This window comes from Paenibacillus sp. N3.4, from assembly GCF_008017805.1.
Taxonomy (GTDB): domain Bacteria; phylum Bacillota; class Bacilli; order Paenibacillales; family NBRC-103111; genus Paenibacillus_E.
The window spans coordinates 49111-65178 of record NZ_VRTT01000028.1; the positions used below are offsets into that span (position 1 = coordinate 49111).

The window sequence follows — 16068 nt, forward strand, 5'->3', positions numbered from 1 at the left end:
TGGATTTATGGCAGGGACATGCCTCATAAATCGCAGAGCGGTTCTTTTAATGTTATCGGTCCAGCACCATTTTTCTAGTCCGGGCATGAGATAGGCCAAAGGAAACGATGGCTGTTGCTGCGGCGACGGCTACACCCGCCGCGCCGATCCAAGTGATGGATGTAAGGGATGATTTCTCCACAACCACGCCGCCGATACCGGCTCCGGCCGCCATGGCAAGCTGTAGGACAGAGCTGTTCAGACTAAGCATGATACCGGAAGCCTCAGGGGCGAGAGAGATCAAATTATACTGCTGCGTAGGGCCTGACGACCAAGCTGAGAAGGACCACAGCATCAGCATAGGGAACACGATAGCCGGCGAATGGGCAGAAATCGATAAGAGAATGAGTGCTAAGGTATGAAACAGCATCCCGCCAATTAGCGTTCGGCCTGCCCCCCAGCGGTCTGTGCTGTAGCCTCCGAACTTGGAACCTATCAAGCTGGCGATCCCGAATGCGAACAAGCCAATGCTGACTCCACTTTCATTCATTTCTGTAACTTTAAGAAGAAAAGGAGAAATATACGTATAGGCGATTGAATATCCGGCTATCCAGAAAAACGTGATCGATAAGGCTACCACAATACGTGGCTGCTTTAATAATGCAAGTTGGTTTCGGAGCGGGATAGGGGCTTCACCTTCCATGCGTGGAATCGTGAATGCAATGGCAACAATCGCCAGCAGTCCAAGAAGGCCGATTCCTCCAAAGATGGTTTGCCAAGGGTACGCCGAAGCAACAACTCTTCCCAGAGGAACACCGACGATTAACGCTGTGCTGAAGCCCATCACAAGCGTAGCGATGGCACTGCCTTGCTTCTCGTGTGGAGCAATTTTCGCCGCAACCGTCAGTCCGGTAACTACGAATACACCGGTACTGAGAGCCAAAATGATTCTTGATGCAATCAAATACTCAAAACCGTGTACGGATAAGGCAAGAAAGTTTCCAATAACGAATATAACTAGTGAATAGAGCAGCAGCTTGCGGCGCTCCATACGAGCCGTAATGGCCATCAACAAAGGGGTTCCGAAAGCGTAAGCTAGCGAAAATACGGTTATGAGCTGACCTGCTGATGCTAAGGAGACCCCTATATCCACAGCAACTTTATCCAAAATACCTGCGATAATAAACTCTGATGTGCCGACAAGAAAACTGACGACCGCCAGCATATAAATTTTCCATGTGTAAGACATACGAATAATTCCCTTCTTTCTATCCAATTATTTTATATTTCTAAAAATATAGAAATAAACTCAAAAATTTATTCCAGTAAATATGGCGCATATTTTTGTGCCAGTTCACGATTCACGCTGTAGTAAATATATGTGCCGTCTTTGCGCGTGGTTAACAGACCGCAATCGGTTAGCTGCTTGAGATGGTGAGATAATGTTGAGCCAGCGACTGATTCCAGCATGCTCATAATCTCGGAGCAGCACATATTTTTTTCCTCGGTAAGCAGCATAGCAATTTTGATTCGGGTAGGTTCACCGAGTGCTTTGTATACTTTGACGGCTTGGCGTACTTCCGGTTTATCTTCGATCATCATGAACTCATCCCTGTCATTAATTTTTATTTCTATGATTATCGAAATAAAGATATCACATGCTGCGAAGGAAGTAAATAGGCACATTTTATAACGGCAGGAAAAGGGTCTTCCCACATGGTGTCGAATTGTGGTACTACAGAAAATTAGTACTTTTTATCCAACTGCATTCCTTTACAATAAGGGTGAGTTACTTCTGTGAATGGAGGACAGTTGATGTCAACACGTAAAGTCAGAATCATCGGATCCGGTAAATACTTGCCCAAACGTAACATTTCTGCGAAAGAAATGAGTGATAAGCTTCAAGTTTCAGAAGGTTGGGTATTGAAAAAAACAAGTGTTGAAACACGTTATTTTGTTGAAGAAGAGACAGCTTCTTACATGGGCGCACGTGCGGCTCACGCCGCGCTTATTTCTGCCGGTCTTGCGTTTGGGGATATCGATTGTCTTGTCAGTACGAGCGGGACGATGCAGCAGCCGATTCCATGCACAGCAGCGCTTATTCAACGAGAAATGGGCTTCGAGCATTCGGGTATTCCTTCTTTTGATATTAATTCAACCTGTCTCAGCTTTGTAGCTGGGTTGGATGTGATGTCTTATATGGTGGATGCGGGACGATACCGCCGAGTACTGCTCGTCGCCAGCGAAATCGCATCGAAGGGCTTGAATTGGCAGCAGAAAGAAAGCGCGGCTTTATTCGGAGATGGGGCGGTTGCAGTCATTATTGAGCGAACAGAGGCTGGGGGCAGCTCTTGTATCGTGCATGCGAAGATGGAGACCTACAGCTCAGGCGCCCATTATTCAGAAATCCGCGGCGGGGGCACAGCGCTGCCTGCGCGCTTATATAGTTCCGAACAAGATGAGGATTACTCGTTCGATATGAACGGGGAAGCCATCTTCCGCATGGCCTCGCGATTATTGCCTGATTTCTTAAGCGATTTGCTTCGTACTGCCGGAACGCAGATGAAAGATTGTAAGTTGGTGATTCCTCATCAAGGCAGTGCGATGGCCATGCGTCTTTTGCGCAGAAAACTGGGGATTGCTGAAGAGCAGATGATGAATATTACACCAGATCATGGCAATACCATTGCAGCATCGATTCCGATGGGTCTTCACGAAGCCATTCGTCAGATGAGGATCGAGCGGGGAGATCGTATCCTGCTTCTCGGCACATCTGCCGGGTTTTCAATGGGAGGCGTTATCTTTGATTACTGAGCAAGGTAACGACAGGATTAAGGGATTGAAAGTGTTGATCACGGGAGGAAGGGCACCAGCAGCATTAGAACTAGTTCGACTATTAGCTGCTGAAGGCTGCCAAGTCCATGTTGCCGAAAGCGCCAAGAAGCATCTATGCATCGGTTCAAAGGCAGTAAAATGCTGGCACACAGTACCGAGTCCCGCTCAGAACACAGCAGGCTTTCTGGCGACGTTGGTGCAAATTATTGAAAATGAAAAGATCGATCTGTTAATCCCTACTTGTGAGGAGATCTTTTATATCGCGTCAGGTTTGGAAAAATTGCAGCAGTTTTGCCGTATTTATTGTGCGCCGATTCAGCAGCTGCGGCGTTTACATAGCAAATGGAGCTTCATTCGAAGAGCCGAGGAGCTTGGATTTGAAGTGCCAGAAACCTTATTAATTCAGTCTCCCGGTGAAATCATAGCCAAAACCGATACTTTTAGAGACGGATATGTGCTGAAGCCTGAATTTTCGAGATTCGCAGCAAAAGTAAGGGTAATTCGACACCACAAACCTCCAACTGATGACCTAGATCAGGAGAGTTATCCATGGGTCGCTCAGCAATTTATTTCGGGAAAAAGTATTTGCACCTATAGTGTCGTTCATCGAGGAAAGATTATCGCGCACGCTGATTATGAAGCAAAGTATGCGATAGATGGCGGCGCTTGTATTTATTTCGAACCTTTATTCCACGATAAAGCACAGCAGTGGGTAGCTCGATTTGTGGGCGAAGAACAGTTCACTGGACAGATTGGTTTCGATTTCATTGAAACGGCCGAAGGCAACCTTTTTCCTCTGGAATGCAATCCGCGAGCGACAAGCGGTCTTCATCTGCTTGCTGCTGAATATGGGATGGCTGATGTGTTTTTAAAACCGGAGGAGGTAAGGAGCTCGGTTTTGAAACCTGGAGTTAAATCCAGAGCGATGATTGCTCTGCCAATGCTGCTGTATGGATTTAAGAATCTGTTAAGCCGTAAACAAAAACGCCTCATCTGGTTAAAGAAATTGGCAACGACTCGCGATGTCATCTTTCGTTGGGAAGATAGGAGGCCTTTTTTTCAACAAGCAGCTATGCTGTTGGAAATAAGGCAGATGGCCAAACGAAGGCAACAAACGTTAGTCGAGGCTTCAACGGCTGATATCGAATGGAACGGAGAAGTCATATGAGAGCTTTAGTTACCGGAGGAACAGGCTTTCTGGGTAAAAGACTGGCTTGGCGATTGCGGGATGAGGGTTGGGAAGTTACCGTCATCGGTCGCAACGACAAGATCGGCGCGCAGCTGGAGCAGCAGGGTGTCCGGTACATTTCGCTGGATATTCGTCGAAAGAAAGAGGCGATGGACGCATGTTCAGGACAAGATGTTGTATTCCACTGTGCGGCGCGCTCAGCTTCATGGGGAGCTTACGAAGATTTCTATGCGAGTAATGTAACGGGAACTGAACATGTCATTGCAGGTTGCATGCGCCATAACGTTGAAAGACTTATTCATGTCTCGACACCTAGTGTATGCTTCCGTTATGGTGACAGGAAGAATGTGACCGAGAGGTATGCTTTGCCCCAAAGACAAGCAAGCCATTATGCTGCAACGAAACGGTTAGCAGAGATAGCGATCGCACAAGCGGCCTTAGGCCGGCTGCGGGCTGTCATTATCAGGCCGCGGGCTATTTTCGGTCCTGGCGATACGTCGATCTTACCGCGCATCATCGAGGCGAACACGACGACTGGTGTGCCTATGATTGATGGCGGACGCGCGCTTATCGATCTGACGTACATCGACAATGTGGTCGATGCGCTTGTTTTAAGTCAGCGTGCGCCAGACGAGGTTCTTGGGCGCACGTATCATATTACGAACGGAGAACCGATGCCTTTCGTGCAAGCTGCGCAGCGCTTTTTGACAAGCTGGGCATGCCATTGCGCATGAAAAAGCTGTCGTATCCCGTGGCTTTTGCCGCCGCGTCAGTGATGGAGACGATGGCCGGATTGTCACGGGATGGACGTGAGCCAAGACTAACCAAGGCGATGGTGGGCATGTTGGGTCGCAGCCAAACACTGGATATTCGCGCAGCGCAGCACGAACTAGGTTATTCGCCACGAGTCAGTGTGGCAGCTGGACTGGATGCTTTTGCGAAGTGGTGGAGGAACGAACATGGGAAATAGCGATTGGAAGCTGCCTCAAGTAAAGCTTCAACTATTTGCAGCAGGGTATTGTATACATCCTGAATGGGTGACAATACGCGGAGGTAAGTTTGGCCGTATTAGGATTCCTGCCCTGTTTGCATTGATCGATCACCCAGAGAAGGGTTATATCCTTTGGGATACAGGTTATTCGGAGCGGTTTTTGGCGGCGACGCATCGGTTCCCTGCGCGGTTGTATCGGATGTTGACGCCGGTTAACTACCGAGCTTCGGAAAGCGCAGTCAACCAGCTTCGCGCTCAAGGCATTGCGCCTGAGGATATCAAAATCGTGATTATATCCCACTTTCATGCGGATCATATTGCGGGTCTCAAGGATTTTCCCAACGCAAGATTCATGTTTGTGGCTGAGGCATACGATGGTGTGAAAGGACTAAGTGGTATCGCTGCACTGCGGCGTGCCTTTTTACCAGAGCTCCTGCCAAGTGATCTAGAGGCTCGTTCGACTCTCATTTCTAACGACCGCAAGGTTGAGCTTGGAACAGAATCGTCGCCATTTCCATATGCATGGGACGTATTAGGAGATGGTCGATTGCTTGCTGTTGATTTGCCTGGCCATGCAGACGGTCAGATTGGACTATTTCTTTCTACCCAGAAGCGCACTTATTTTCTTTGCGCCGATGCTGCATGGTCAAGGAAAGCGGTGGAGGAAAATCGTCCACCACATCCTGTGGCGAGCCTGATTATGCCTGATAAAACGAGATATCGGGAAAGTTTCGAACGAGTTGTGGACCTGCAGAGAATGCATCCTCATGTGCGTATCATTCCATCCCATTGTCCGGAAGTATGGTCGTGGGTACAAGGAGGAGAACGGCTATGAAGAGCATGGATACTTTTCATGTTTTGGCGCAGTATGTGCGCACCCGATACCGCCCAAAGTTCAACAATCGTGACGCCTTAGCGCAGTGGCAAGAGAAAAAAATACAGCAGCACTTGGCCGTGGTACGACAACAGTCACCTTTTTACGCAAAGCTTTGGGAAGATCGGCCACTGAAGGAATGGCGAGAATTTCCGATCATTGATAAACAAATGATGATGGACCATTTTGATCAATTGAATACCGCAAGCATTCGGAAAGAAGACGCGATGAGGCTAGCGCTTGATGCTGAGCAATCACGTCAGTTCACACCAATGATCGGTGAGATTACAGTGGGTCTCTCTTCAGGAACCTCCGGCAATCGAGGCCTCTTCCTTGTAAACCGCAAAGAACGGCTCACCTGGGCGGGGACGATTCTGGCCAAGGTGCTGCCCCAATCGATATTTACGCCCCAACGCATCAGTTTTTTTCTGAGAGCCAATAGCAATTTGTACGGAACTGTGGGTAGTCGCAGACTTCAGTTTCTGTTCTATGATTTGCTGGACAAGATAGAGCATCATCTAGAGCGTTTAAATGATCAGCAACCTACTCTATTGGTCGCGCCTCCGTCGATGCTGCGCGTATTGGCTCAATTACAGCATTCCGGTATGTTGCACATTAGACCTGAACGTATTGTTGCTGTTGCCGAGGTCCTTGATCCCATCGATAGAAAGTATATTGAGCAGGTATTTGAGAGTAAGGTTCATCAGGTCTACCAATGTACGGAAGGGCTGCTCGCTGCGACATGCTCACAAGGAACCTTACACCTGAATGAAGATATTGTTTGTATTCAAAAAGAGTATGTGGATCGCCAATTAGGCAAATTTGTGCCGATCGTTACAGATTTCTCCCGCTTCACTCAGCCGATTGTTCGCTATCGGTTGAACGACTTGTTAACAGAGCAAAGCGAGCCGTGCGCCTGTGGATCCCTGTTTACGGCTATTGCGCAGATTGAAGGCCGTTGTGACGATCTATTTTATTTTCCCGCAATTGCGGGTGATGATTGGGTGACTGTATTTCCGGATTATATATCCAGAGCTATTATTTCGGCTTCCGGGGCGGTTGAAGCTTATCATGTGATTATGCATGCGCCAGAACTGTTAGAAATATCTTTACAGGTTAACGAGCTTGAATGTAACGAGGCACAGCATGCGATCCTATATTCTCTACAAGATCTATGCTCGCGAGTGGGCTGTCAAATGCCCGAGGTTCAATTTTCCTCTTACTCATTCATACCTGGCGAAAGAAAATTGCGAAGGGTCGAGAGAAGATGGCTCTATACCGAACCAAACTTCGTTAAAGGCTTCCAAACGTAAAAAACGTTTGGGGTCTTTTTTTATTTGATCTTTGCAACTTTTTTCTTGCGGGGGTCGTTTATAGAGTAACTCTAGAGGATACAACACAAAATAGTGAAACATATGGAGGCATTCATAATGAAAAAAATAGCAACGATAACGGCAGCTACTTTATTAATAAGCAGTTTATCTTTCAGTTCGGCATTTGCTTTTTCGGATGTAGACGCGGCACAATCAGAGGCTGTTTCCGCATTGAAAGACAGAGGCGTGGTGAGCGGAATCGATAATGAGCATTTTGTTCCCAAGGGAAAGATCAGCTATGCACAAAGTGTGCAAATGATTGTCAAGGGCTTGAATTTGAATTTGGACACACTGCGCTTTGTTAAACAGCCTTTGGCCTCCGATTCTTATTCAAATGTTCCCAATGATGCGTGGTATGCAAATGCTTTTATTATTGCGCATTACAATGGCTTGGAGATTCCGAAGGATGTAAATCCGAACGCTGTCATTACACGTGAACAGTTTGGCGACTTGCTTGTTCGTGCTTTAGAAAAGAAAGGGAATTTCCCGTTAATTAAAATGTTTATTCAGGTGAAGGATGAAGAACAAATCACGCCAGGATATCAAGGCAGCTTGCAGCGCTTGCTTCTTTATAAAATTGCAGCGCTTGACAGCAATGGCAACTTTTATCCGAAGAGTGAGCTAACTCGTGGTGAGGCAGCATCTTGGGTATACAAAGCAATGCGTAAGTTGGACGGAAACACAGCGTTACCCGCACCTGTTGAACAAGTAGCGGTTACTGTTGAGAAAGTAAATGACAATGTGAACAAAGTAACGCTGACTCGCGGTGAAAAACCGAACGCAGGTTACGGTATTGCGATCACGGGCATCCGTTTTGAACAAGATGGTCGAGCCGTCGTTACATATACACTTCGCGATCCAAAACCGGATGAAATGTATGCGGATGTGATTACGGAAGCCAAAACAGTGACCTATGTTTCCGCCAACTATAAAGTGGAGACAGAGCCAGCAGGGGATGCCAAGTAATAAAGTAAACCAGTGAAAAAAACAAGGTTCAATCAGAGAAGTTATTCTTTGATTGAACCTTGTTTTTTGTTCCATCTGCTTGGAATTACAATAAAATGGACTCATTTATTTCAATTAAATCCGAGTAATCCACTAAGCATAGTTTACAAATAGAAGGAACCTTATTACAATATAATAAACATACTTTGGCAGAGGTGATGAAGGTGAGCGAAACGAAGCGAAGAATGATTTTAAATTTGTTTTTACAAAATGCAGGTTCTCATCGGGGAGCTTGGCGTCATTCGAGTACGAATTTAGATGAACTTCATGATCTCAAGCATCTCCAGCGACTCGCTGTTAAGGCGGAAGAGGCTCGGATTGATTCTCTTTTTATTGCAGATGGGCTATCCATTGAGGCGAAGGCTGTTCAACATGGCCCTATTTTCGGATTCGAGCCTTTGACTTTATTATCCTCCATAGCTGCAGTGACTGAAAAAATCGGTCTGATTGCAACCGTGACAACCAGCTTTAATGAACCTTACAATGTAGCTAGAACATTCGCTTCGCTTGATCATATTAGCGGCGGTCGCGCCGGATGGAACATCGTCACGACAGGTGTTGAGCGAACGGCTTATAATTTTGGCTTGCAGCAAATACCGTCGCATACGCATCGTTATGAAAGAGCTCAGGAATTTGTTGAGGTTGCTTTGAAATTATGGGATAGCTGGGCCGAAGATGCCTTGGTTCAGGACAAAGGTTCAGGCATTTATGCCGATGTAAATAAGGTGCATGATATTCATCATGAAGGGACTCATTTCGCTGTGCGGGGGGCACTTAATATTATGCGCTCCCCACAGGGCAGACCGCTATTCGTGCAAGCGGGAGCCTCGGAAGAGGGTAAAAATCTAGCGGCCAAATATGCAGAGCTCATTTTTACCGTTCAACACTCGCTTGAAGACGCTCAACAGTTTTACGCTGATGTCAAAGAAAGGACGGCTCAAGCCGGACGGTCTCCAAACGATATCAAGGTGCTGCCTGGTCTGCAAGTTATTGTGGGGAGAACAGAAACAGAAGCCAAAGAAAAAGCCAAGGAGCTTAGCCAGCTTGGTTCTATTGAACGATCCGTGATGTCACTTTCCAATTTACTTGGTATTGATTTCTCCGTATATGCGCTGGATGATCCATTTCCTGAACTGCCCGATCTAAGCCAAGTCAATGCTTATCAATCCTTCTATTTGATGGTTAAGAAAATTGTGGATAAGGAAAAACTGACGATTAGAGAGCTGCTTGATCAATACTGGGTAGGCAACGGGCAATTGAATATTGCCGGTACAGCTGAACAAATTGCAGATGTCATGGAGATGTGGTACAACAATGGCGCTGCAGATGGTTTTAGCGTCATGCCTCAGCTAGCCTGCGGTGGTGCCGAAGACTTCCTCGACTTGGTCGTTCCCGAATTGCAGCGCAGAGGGTTGTTTCCAAAGACTTATGAAGGCCAAACTTTAAGGGAAAATCTAGGGTTTTCAAAAATCTAAATCCAAATAGCTGGGAGGCTTTAATATGACTGCAGCGAAAAAAACCGAATATCCTGGCGCACACTTGTTAGTCGATGTAGATTGGCTGGAAACCAATCGCACATCACCGGACGTAGTTATTTTGGATACACGAGCAAAAGGGTATGAAGCCGGACATATTCCGGGCGCCTCTTGGTTCGATGTCAAAGCGATAAAGGATAACGTTAGCAAGTCATTCGTTTCAGAAGAGACATTTAGGGAAATCCTGCAACATAACGGAGTAAGCGATGGAGCAACCATTGTCGTCTATGATGATGGAAGCGGTGTGCTGGCGACGCGAGCTTTTTATGTATTGGAGTATTTTGGGAAAAAGGATCAAGTGAGACTGGTAAACGGCGGATTTACCGCTTGGGTTGGCGCGAACAAGGAGATTTCTACAGAAACACCTATTGTAAGAAAAGGTGAGGTTACCGTTCACGCAGATGCGCTCCTAGTCATGAGCAAGGCAGAAATTCAAACTGAATTTCCCGATCGAATTTTACTCGATGTTCGATCTGCTGAAGAGTACAGCGGAGAAGATCAGCGGACGAATGACAAAGGCGGACATATTCAAGGTGCCATTCACAAAGAGTGGAAGGATGCATTAGCTCCTGTTGATGAGGATGGTGTTGTTAGATTTAAAGATTATGCGACACTTCGAGAAGAATTTGATGCCATTGGCCTGCAAAGCGGTAAAACAATCGTTCCTTATTGCCAGTCGAATCAACGTGGCGCTCACTCCTATTTTGTTTTACGCTTGTTGGGGTATACCGATATTCGTCCTTATGAAGGCTCCTGGGATGAGTGGGGAAATGCGGAAGATACCAAAGTCGTTAGATATATAGCCAAAAAGATCTATTAATAAATTGCTTTTGTCCATATGTATGTGCATATCCTCCATAGTTTTGCTATTGTAGGCGTTAGATAATAGTAGCAGGAGGGATATTATGACGATTTCGTTTGAACCTACACAAGGATTATTTCACTTACAGAATAAGCAGATGAGTTATGTGATTCAACTCGTGCACGCTTTATATCCGGCACATGTTTACTGGGGTCGCCCTATTCGATCAGGTCAATTGGCTTCGATCTTGCAATACCAAGAACGGTGCTCGTTTTCGCCGAACCCGATTGCTCATGATCGCAACATTTCCTTTGATACGCTGCCGCAGGAATATCCGGCTTATGGCACGAGTGACTATCGCGAGCCTGCTTATCAAGTAGCACTTCCCAATGGCTCTACCATTACAGAGCTAGTTTACGATAAACACCGAATTTATAAGGGGAAACCTCAACTAGAAGGTCTTCCGTCAACGTATGTGGAGCACGAAGAAGAAGCGGAAACATTAGAGTTAGAATTACAAGATGCAGCGATTGGTCTAAGAGTGATTCTTTCCTACACGTTATTCGAGGGGCACGCGGCACTGACAAGATCTGTTCGTTTCATCAATGAAGGCTCGGCAGTTCTCAAATTGCTTCGTGCGCTTAGTATGAGCTTAGATTATTCGCACAGCGATTTCGATCTTCTTCAGCTTTCCGGAAGTTGGGTAAGGGAACGACATATTGAACGCAGAGCGCTCGCTCCCGGAAAACTAACGGTCGAAAGTCGACGGGGATCAAGCAGTCATCAGCACAATCCATTCATTGCCTTATTAGCCAAAGATGCCGGCGAAGACCATGGGGATGTGTATGGCTTTAGCTTGGTTTATAGCGGAAACTTTGCTGCACACGCAGAAGTGGAGCCTTATGGAACTGCTCGAGTGTCTATGGGAATTAATCCCTTCGATTTCAGTTGGCTGTTAACGCCGGGTGAACAATTCCAAACGCCGGAAGCGGTCATGGTATTCTCCCACGGCGGTCTTGGGGATATGTCGAGGACGTTCCATAAGCTTTATCGCACAAGGCTTTGCCGCGGCGAGTTCCGCGATCGTACGAGACCTGTGCTCGTCAATAACTGGGAAGCCACGTACTTTCAGTTTAATGCTGAGAAAATCGAAAGTATTGCCAGTGCGGGAAGAGAACTGGGCGTTGAGTTATTCGTACTCGATGATGGTTGGTTTGGGAAAAGAGATAACGATGACAGATCACTGGGGGATTGGGTTGTTGATAAAGCGAAGCTTCCCAATGGCCTAGAGGATCTTGTGGCCAGAGTGAATGGGATGGGACTAGAATTCGGTTTGTGGTTTGAACCGGAAATGATTTCACCGGACAGTGACTTATACCGTCAACATCCGGACTGGTGCTTGCATGTTCCGAAACGTAGAAGAACGGAAGGACGCCAGCAATTAATTCTCGACTTTTCTCGTGAAGATGTTCGCGAGGCCATCACTGGAATGATTCGCGATATTTTGGGCAGCGCACCGATTACGTATGTCAAATGGGATATGAATCGGAATATGACCGAAATTGGTTCAGCCGGTTTACCGCCGGAAAGACAACGTGAAACGGCACATCGCTATATCCTGGGGCTCTATCAAGTATTGGAAACGCTGACTTCCGAATTCCCGCATATTTTGTTCGAAAGCTGTTCAGGCGGCGGTGGCCGCTTCGATCCGGGCATGCTGTACTATATGCCGCAAACATGGACAAGCGATAACACCGATGCCATTTCTCGTCTAAAAATACAATACGGAACAAGCATCGTATATCCGGTAAGTACGATGGGCTCCCACGTATCTGCCGTACCGAATCATCAGGTTCATCGCGAAACCTCATTGAAAATGCGCGGCGATGTTGCGATGTCAGGCAACTTTGGTTATGAGCTGGATCTGACCAAGTTCACGGAAGAGGAAAAAGCGATCGTTATCGAACAAATTGCTCAGTACAAACAGATTCGTCCGCTCGTTCAATTCGGTGAGATGTATCGCTTATTAAGTCCATTTGAAGGAAATGAGACCGCCTGGGTCATCGTCTCCGAGGATAAAACAGAGGCTATGGTTGCTTACTTCCGCGTTCTTGCTGAACCTAATGCGCCATTGAAATGGTTGCGTCTCAAAGGACTCAATCCTGCCTATGATTACGAAATCTCCGGATTGGAAGGTATCTATCCGGGTGATCATCTGATGTACGCGGGGCTTGCCGTTTCCGGTCTTCAGGGAGATTTCCAAAGTAAACTATGGGTGCTTTCGCGCAAAGCATAATCTTCCCTAGCTCCTTTATTTACGCTATGATAGTGTGGATGTTATGTTGAAGGGAGACGGAAGCCATATGCTGCAGCGGCCAGAGAAAGAAGAATACTCATCCTATTTTGCTACTTACATCGATAAAGTTCCGGATGGCAATTATTTCTCGATGCTACACCAACAGACGGAAGATGTAACAGCCTTATTTGCTCCTATGACGGAGGAACGGGCCCTTACTCGTTATGCTCCAGACAAATGGAGCCTGAAGGAAGTTCTTGGGCATATGACAGATACGGAACGTGTCATGGGCTACCGCCTGCTTTGTTTTGCCCGCGGGACGCAGCCGAATTACCTGGGTTCGATCAAGATGTATTCATCTCTAATGCCGCATTTGATGAGCTATCCATTCAAGAACTGCTAGAGGATTTCCTCGCCGTTCGGAAGGCAACTTTTACTTTAATAAGCACCGTTTCGGATGCGGCCTGGCAGCGTAAAGGGGTCGCGAACAAAAAGGAAGTAACCGTGCGAGCACTTGCTTACATTATTGCCGGACACGCTCAACATCATCTAGGTGTCATCCAACATAAATACGAATAAAAAAGAACGGAGTCCAGTCGGACTTCGTTCCTTTTTTATTCGTATTTAGTAGAGTGACAAAGCAAGCGAATCACGCTCTTCAGCGAATGAAGAATCGCTTCACATCCTACAATCTCAATGCTAATGATTGAATCTAAACATTTCTTGATCGTAGCTCTGCCTTTGGTTACTTTAGCTTCAAGCGCAGACTTTAGAAGATTGAATTTCTTTTTATTTTTCTCATCGGAGTAAACAGGTACGGGTTTGTTGTGAATTGTAATAAACATTTTCATTAATTTCACCATCCTAAGATTTGGATATGACTCTAGCATATATGAAGATTATTAATCTAACATTAAAATAGTTTTACAATTTTGAAACAATTGTGAATTTATCCATATGTATTCATAATTGTTCGTTGAAAAGTAAATTTTTGTGTCTTTACCTGCATATATTTAACTTCTTCTCTTTTAATACGGATGATAGAGAGGAAATGTTTCACTCTTCCCTGATTTTTATCAAGAAATTTTTGCTGTATCGTAAAGTGAATGGGAAGATTCACAATAGGTTGCTGTCAATCGGCCTTGTTTCAGCCAAGCAGACGAAATTCATCTTAATTGAGAAGCAAATCACCCCTTTTTATTGGATTGACTCTAGTCTAACACCGAAACTCATAACCATAAAAGCTTCAAAAATCATGCATGAGAAATCCTCACTTTATTAGATCGGCCGATCGATCTCGGTCTCTACGATAGTTTCCGAATCGGTATATTCGAAGTTGACTTGATCATGCACATACTATATTGACGGTTCTACTTTGCTTGTAGTTCAAATTAGCTTGACATGGATTCGAAAAAATCAGTCTGCTGGCGTTTGTTGGCGAAAAAGTTTGGGAGATTGCCCATATCGTTGTTTAAAGGCTCTGTGGAAATAAGGATAACTGCCGAATCCGCAGCTTAATGCGATTTGCTCTAAGGAAAGGGAACTGTCATGCATGCGTTCTACCGCGCTGGAGAGGCGAACTTCCAAGGCATATTGGATCATCGTTTTGCCGAAGCATTCTTTAAACAGATGGACGGCGCGGGAAACACTCAGCTTCACATGAGTGGCAACATCTTCAACTTTAAACGTTGCCGTAGCATGAGCTTCGATGAACCGTTTCATGCGTGTTCCTGTGAAAGAATGCCCCTGTAAGGAAGCGGTTTCTGTAGTGGCGCGCTCCAAATAGAGACAAAGAGCTTTGAGCAAGTAGCCGATGAGCTCCGAATCCTCCTCATCCATTCTCCGTTTCTCAAGAATTAGTTGTCGCCACAAGGATATTAGCCTTGGATCCGTATCTATACGCGTTAAAGTTCGCTTAGAACTGCGTTGCCACCATGCATCCAACCAAGTACCCTTGCAAAATAAATAATAATCACCGCTGGCAATTTTGGCATCTAATTGTCCGTGTGCTTCTTCAATTCGTAGTTCATAAGGTTCACCTGGCTTATATAGCAACAAATTGCCTTGTTCAATGGTTTTCATTTGACCATCGACGAGCGCTTCACAGGAGCCCTCTACTTGAAAACGAAATAAGTAAGAAGGAAGTCCGCTTTTGGCATTGGCAAAGAAGGGTTCCATATGGAACGAATAGCCACAGGTTAAAAGTTCGATTTGCATCTTGATTATGCACCTTTCGTAGCCAAATAAGAGATGTTTTGATTATATCGTGAATGGTCAAAATAGACTACATTCCGTTATACTTAGTTGGAAGCATGAAATAGCTTTTCAAATTTAATGGATAAGAAAAGAGGAGAGCAAATGACACGTTTAGGAATAGGTGTGCAGTTGTACACGCTTAGAGACGATATGGCTCAAGATATGGAAGGTACACTTCGCCAAGTGGCGAAGTTAGGATATGAAGGCGTTGAATTTGCTGGTTATTATGATAAACCTGCTGACGAGCTTAAAGCGCTCTTGGACGAGCTTGGCCTGAAAGCTATAGGAAGTCACATTAGCTTGGAGAGACTCAGAAATAATCTCCAAGGTGAAATTGATTATTTGCATACGATTGGTGCCAAATATGCAATCTGTCCTTATGTCGCGGCAGAAGACCGTGAGAATGTTGAACAATGGAAAGCTATTATTGCAGAGTGCGAAGCATTTGCCAAAGAAACGAATAAGCAAGGTTTGCAATTCCTTTATCATAATCATGATTTTGAATTCCACTTCAAAATCAATGAGGAATTCGTCTTCGATGCGATGTACGTTAAAACAGGTGAAGATGCCATTAACGTAGAGATGGATGTTTGCTGGGTACAATTCGCCGGTCAAGATCCTTTAGCGTATATTGCTAAATATGCGGGACGTTTGCCGCTTGTCCACTTCAAAGATTTCACGAAAGATGAAGAAGGCAAATTGGTAACATTGGAACTGGGCTTAGGGGATGTCCCATTGAAAGAAGTCATCACAGCAGCTGAGCAAGCAGGTGTGGAATGGCTTGTTGTGGAACAGGATAATTGCCAGAAGCCGCCGCTAACTAGCGTAGCGAACAGCTTGGAATGGGTTAAAGCGAATTATTTAAACGTTCATAATTAATTTCATCATTATCAAATGAATCCATGATTTCATGGTAAAGAGGAGACTTATATC

Annotated in this window: 14 protein-coding genes and 2 pseudogenes; 12 read left to right on the forward strand and 4 right to left on the reverse strand. The window is 45.6% G+C overall.

Annotation, left to right across the window (positions count from 1 at the left end):
- Positions 1-52 precede the first annotated feature (52 nt).
- A complete protein-coding gene (locus FU659_RS15960) occupies positions 53-1228 on the reverse strand; it encodes an MFS transporter (protein ID WP_147948497.1) in 1176 nt (391 codons plus the stop codon).
- Positions 1229-1296: 68 nt separating this feature from the next.
- Positions 1297-1578, reverse strand: a complete 282-nt coding sequence (locus FU659_RS15965; RefSeq protein ID WP_147948520.1) for an ArsR/SmtB family transcription factor — start codon at positions 1576-1578, stop codon at positions 1297-1299.
- A gap of 216 nt (positions 1579-1794) precedes the next feature.
- Between FU659_RS15965 and FU659_RS15970 the strand changes: the two genes are divergently transcribed.
- From FU659_RS15970 to FU659_RS16015, 11 genes and pseudogenes are all read left to right on the forward strand, one after another.
- Complete coding sequence (locus FU659_RS15970) at positions 1795-2793, forward strand: beta-ketoacyl-ACP synthase III (RefSeq protein WP_147948498.1); 999 nt, start codon at positions 1795-1797, stop codon at positions 2791-2793.
- The gene (locus tag FU659_RS15975) at positions 2783-3982 is read left to right on the forward strand and encodes an ATP-grasp domain-containing protein (protein WP_187274182.1); all 1200 of its coding nucleotides are present in this window, start codon (positions 2783-2785) and stop codon (positions 3980-3982) included. The genes FU659_RS15970 and FU659_RS15975 overlap by 11 nt, the downstream gene beginning before the upstream one ends.
- Entirely contained in the window at positions 3979-4737 is a 759-nt protein-coding gene (locus FU659_RS15980; protein ID WP_315971325.1) for an NAD-dependent epimerase/dehydratase family protein, read from the forward strand. Before FU659_RS15975 ends, FU659_RS15980 begins: the two co-directional genes overlap by 4 nt.
- The gene (locus FU659_RS38320; protein ID WP_315971326.1) at positions 4734-4973 is read left to right on the forward strand and encodes a Rossmann-fold NAD(P)-binding domain-containing protein; all 240 of its coding nucleotides are present in this window, start codon (positions 4734-4736) and stop codon (positions 4971-4973) included. The genes FU659_RS15980 and FU659_RS38320 overlap by 4 nt, the downstream gene beginning before the upstream one ends.
- Entirely contained in the window at positions 4963-5829 is an 867-nt protein-coding gene (locus FU659_RS15985) for an MBL fold metallo-hydrolase (protein WP_147948500.1), read from the forward strand. Before FU659_RS38320 ends, FU659_RS15985 begins: the two co-directional genes overlap by 11 nt.
- Entirely contained in the window at positions 5826-7181 is a 1356-nt protein-coding gene (locus tag FU659_RS15990; RefSeq protein ID WP_261807848.1) for a F390 synthetase-related protein, read from the forward strand. The genes FU659_RS15985 and FU659_RS15990 overlap by 4 nt, the downstream gene beginning before the upstream one ends.
- Before the next feature lie 117 nt (positions 7182-7298).
- The gene (locus FU659_RS15995) at positions 7299-8207 is read left to right on the forward strand and encodes an S-layer homology domain-containing protein (RefSeq protein WP_147948501.1); all 909 of its coding nucleotides are present in this window, start codon (positions 7299-7301) and stop codon (positions 8205-8207) included.
- 203 nt (positions 8208-8410) lie between these two features.
- Entirely contained in the window at positions 8411-9721 is a 1311-nt protein-coding gene (locus tag FU659_RS16000) for an LLM class flavin-dependent oxidoreductase (protein ID WP_397355857.1), read from the forward strand.
- Between the two features lie 25 nt (positions 9722-9746).
- The gene (locus tag FU659_RS16005) at positions 9747-10601 is read left to right on the forward strand and encodes a sulfurtransferase (protein WP_147948502.1); all 855 of its coding nucleotides are present in this window, start codon (positions 9747-9749) and stop codon (positions 10599-10601) included.
- 85 nt (positions 10602-10686) lie between these two features.
- Positions 10687-12879 carry an alpha-galactosidase gene (locus FU659_RS16010; RefSeq protein WP_147948503.1) on the forward strand — a complete coding sequence of 731 codons (2193 nt, stop codon included), beginning with the start codon at positions 10687-10689 and terminating at the stop codon, positions 12877-12879.
- A gap of 67 nt (positions 12880-12946) precedes the next feature.
- A pseudogene (locus tag FU659_RS16015) lies at positions 12947-13458 on the forward strand (DinB family protein).
- 45 nt (positions 13459-13503) lie between these two features.
- Here FU659_RS16015 and FU659_RS16020 read toward each other — a convergent pair.
- Positions 13504-13730, reverse strand: a pseudogene (locus FU659_RS16020) (3-dehydroquinate dehydratase).
- Positions 13731-14295: 565 nt separating this feature from the next.
- Complete coding sequence (locus tag FU659_RS16025; RefSeq protein ID WP_147948504.1) at positions 14296-15096, reverse strand: AraC family transcriptional regulator; 801 nt, start codon at positions 15094-15096, stop codon at positions 14296-14298.
- A 141-nt stretch (positions 15097-15237) separates the two neighbouring features.
- On the opposite strand from FU659_RS16025, the gene FU659_RS16030 reads away from it, so the two are divergent.
- The gene (locus tag FU659_RS16030; protein ID WP_147948505.1) at positions 15238-16014 is read left to right on the forward strand and encodes a sugar phosphate isomerase/epimerase family protein; all 777 of its coding nucleotides are present in this window, start codon (positions 15238-15240) and stop codon (positions 16012-16014) included.
- Positions 16015-16068: the final 54 nt, after the last annotated feature.

Coding starts and splice junctions, on each gene's coding strand:
- FU659_RS16030 (WP_147948505.1), top strand. CDS start 15,238: ATGACACGTTTAGGAATAGGTGTGCAGTTGTACACGCTTAGAGACGAT.
- FU659_RS15970 (WP_147948498.1), top strand. CDS start 1,795: ATGTCAACACGTAAAGTCAGAATCATCGGATCCGGTAAATACTTGCCC.
- FU659_RS15960 (WP_147948497.1), bottom strand. CDS start 1,228: ATGTCTTACACATGGAAAATTTATATGCTGGCGGTCGTCAGTTTTCTT.
- FU659_RS38320 (WP_315971326.1), top strand. CDS start 4,734: ATGAAAAAGCTGTCGTATCCCGTGGCTTTTGCCGCCGCGTCAGTGATG.
- FU659_RS15985 (WP_147948500.1), top strand. CDS start 4,963: ATGGGAAATAGCGATTGGAAGCTGCCTCAAGTAAAGCTTCAACTATTT.
- FU659_RS15965 (WP_147948520.1), bottom strand. CDS start 1,578: ATGATCGAAGATAAACCGGAAGTACGCCAAGCCGTCAAAGTATACAAA.
- FU659_RS15995 (WP_147948501.1), top strand. CDS start 7,299: ATGAAAAAAATAGCAACGATAACGGCAGCTACTTTATTAATAAGCAGT.
- FU659_RS16010 (WP_147948503.1), top strand. CDS start 10,687: ATGACGATTTCGTTTGAACCTACACAAGGATTATTTCACTTACAGAAT.
- FU659_RS16025 (WP_147948504.1), bottom strand. CDS start 15,096: ATGCAAATCGAACTTTTAACCTGTGGCTATTCGTTCCATATGGAACCC.
- FU659_RS16005 (WP_147948502.1), top strand. CDS start 9,747: ATGACTGCAGCGAAAAAAACCGAATATCCTGGCGCACACTTGTTAGTC.
- FU659_RS15980 (WP_315971325.1), top strand. CDS start 3,979: ATGAGAGCTTTAGTTACCGGAGGAACAGGCTTTCTGGGTAAAAGACTG.
- FU659_RS15990 (WP_261807848.1), top strand. CDS start 5,826: ATGAAGAGCATGGATACTTTTCATGTTTTGGCGCAGTATGTGCGCACC.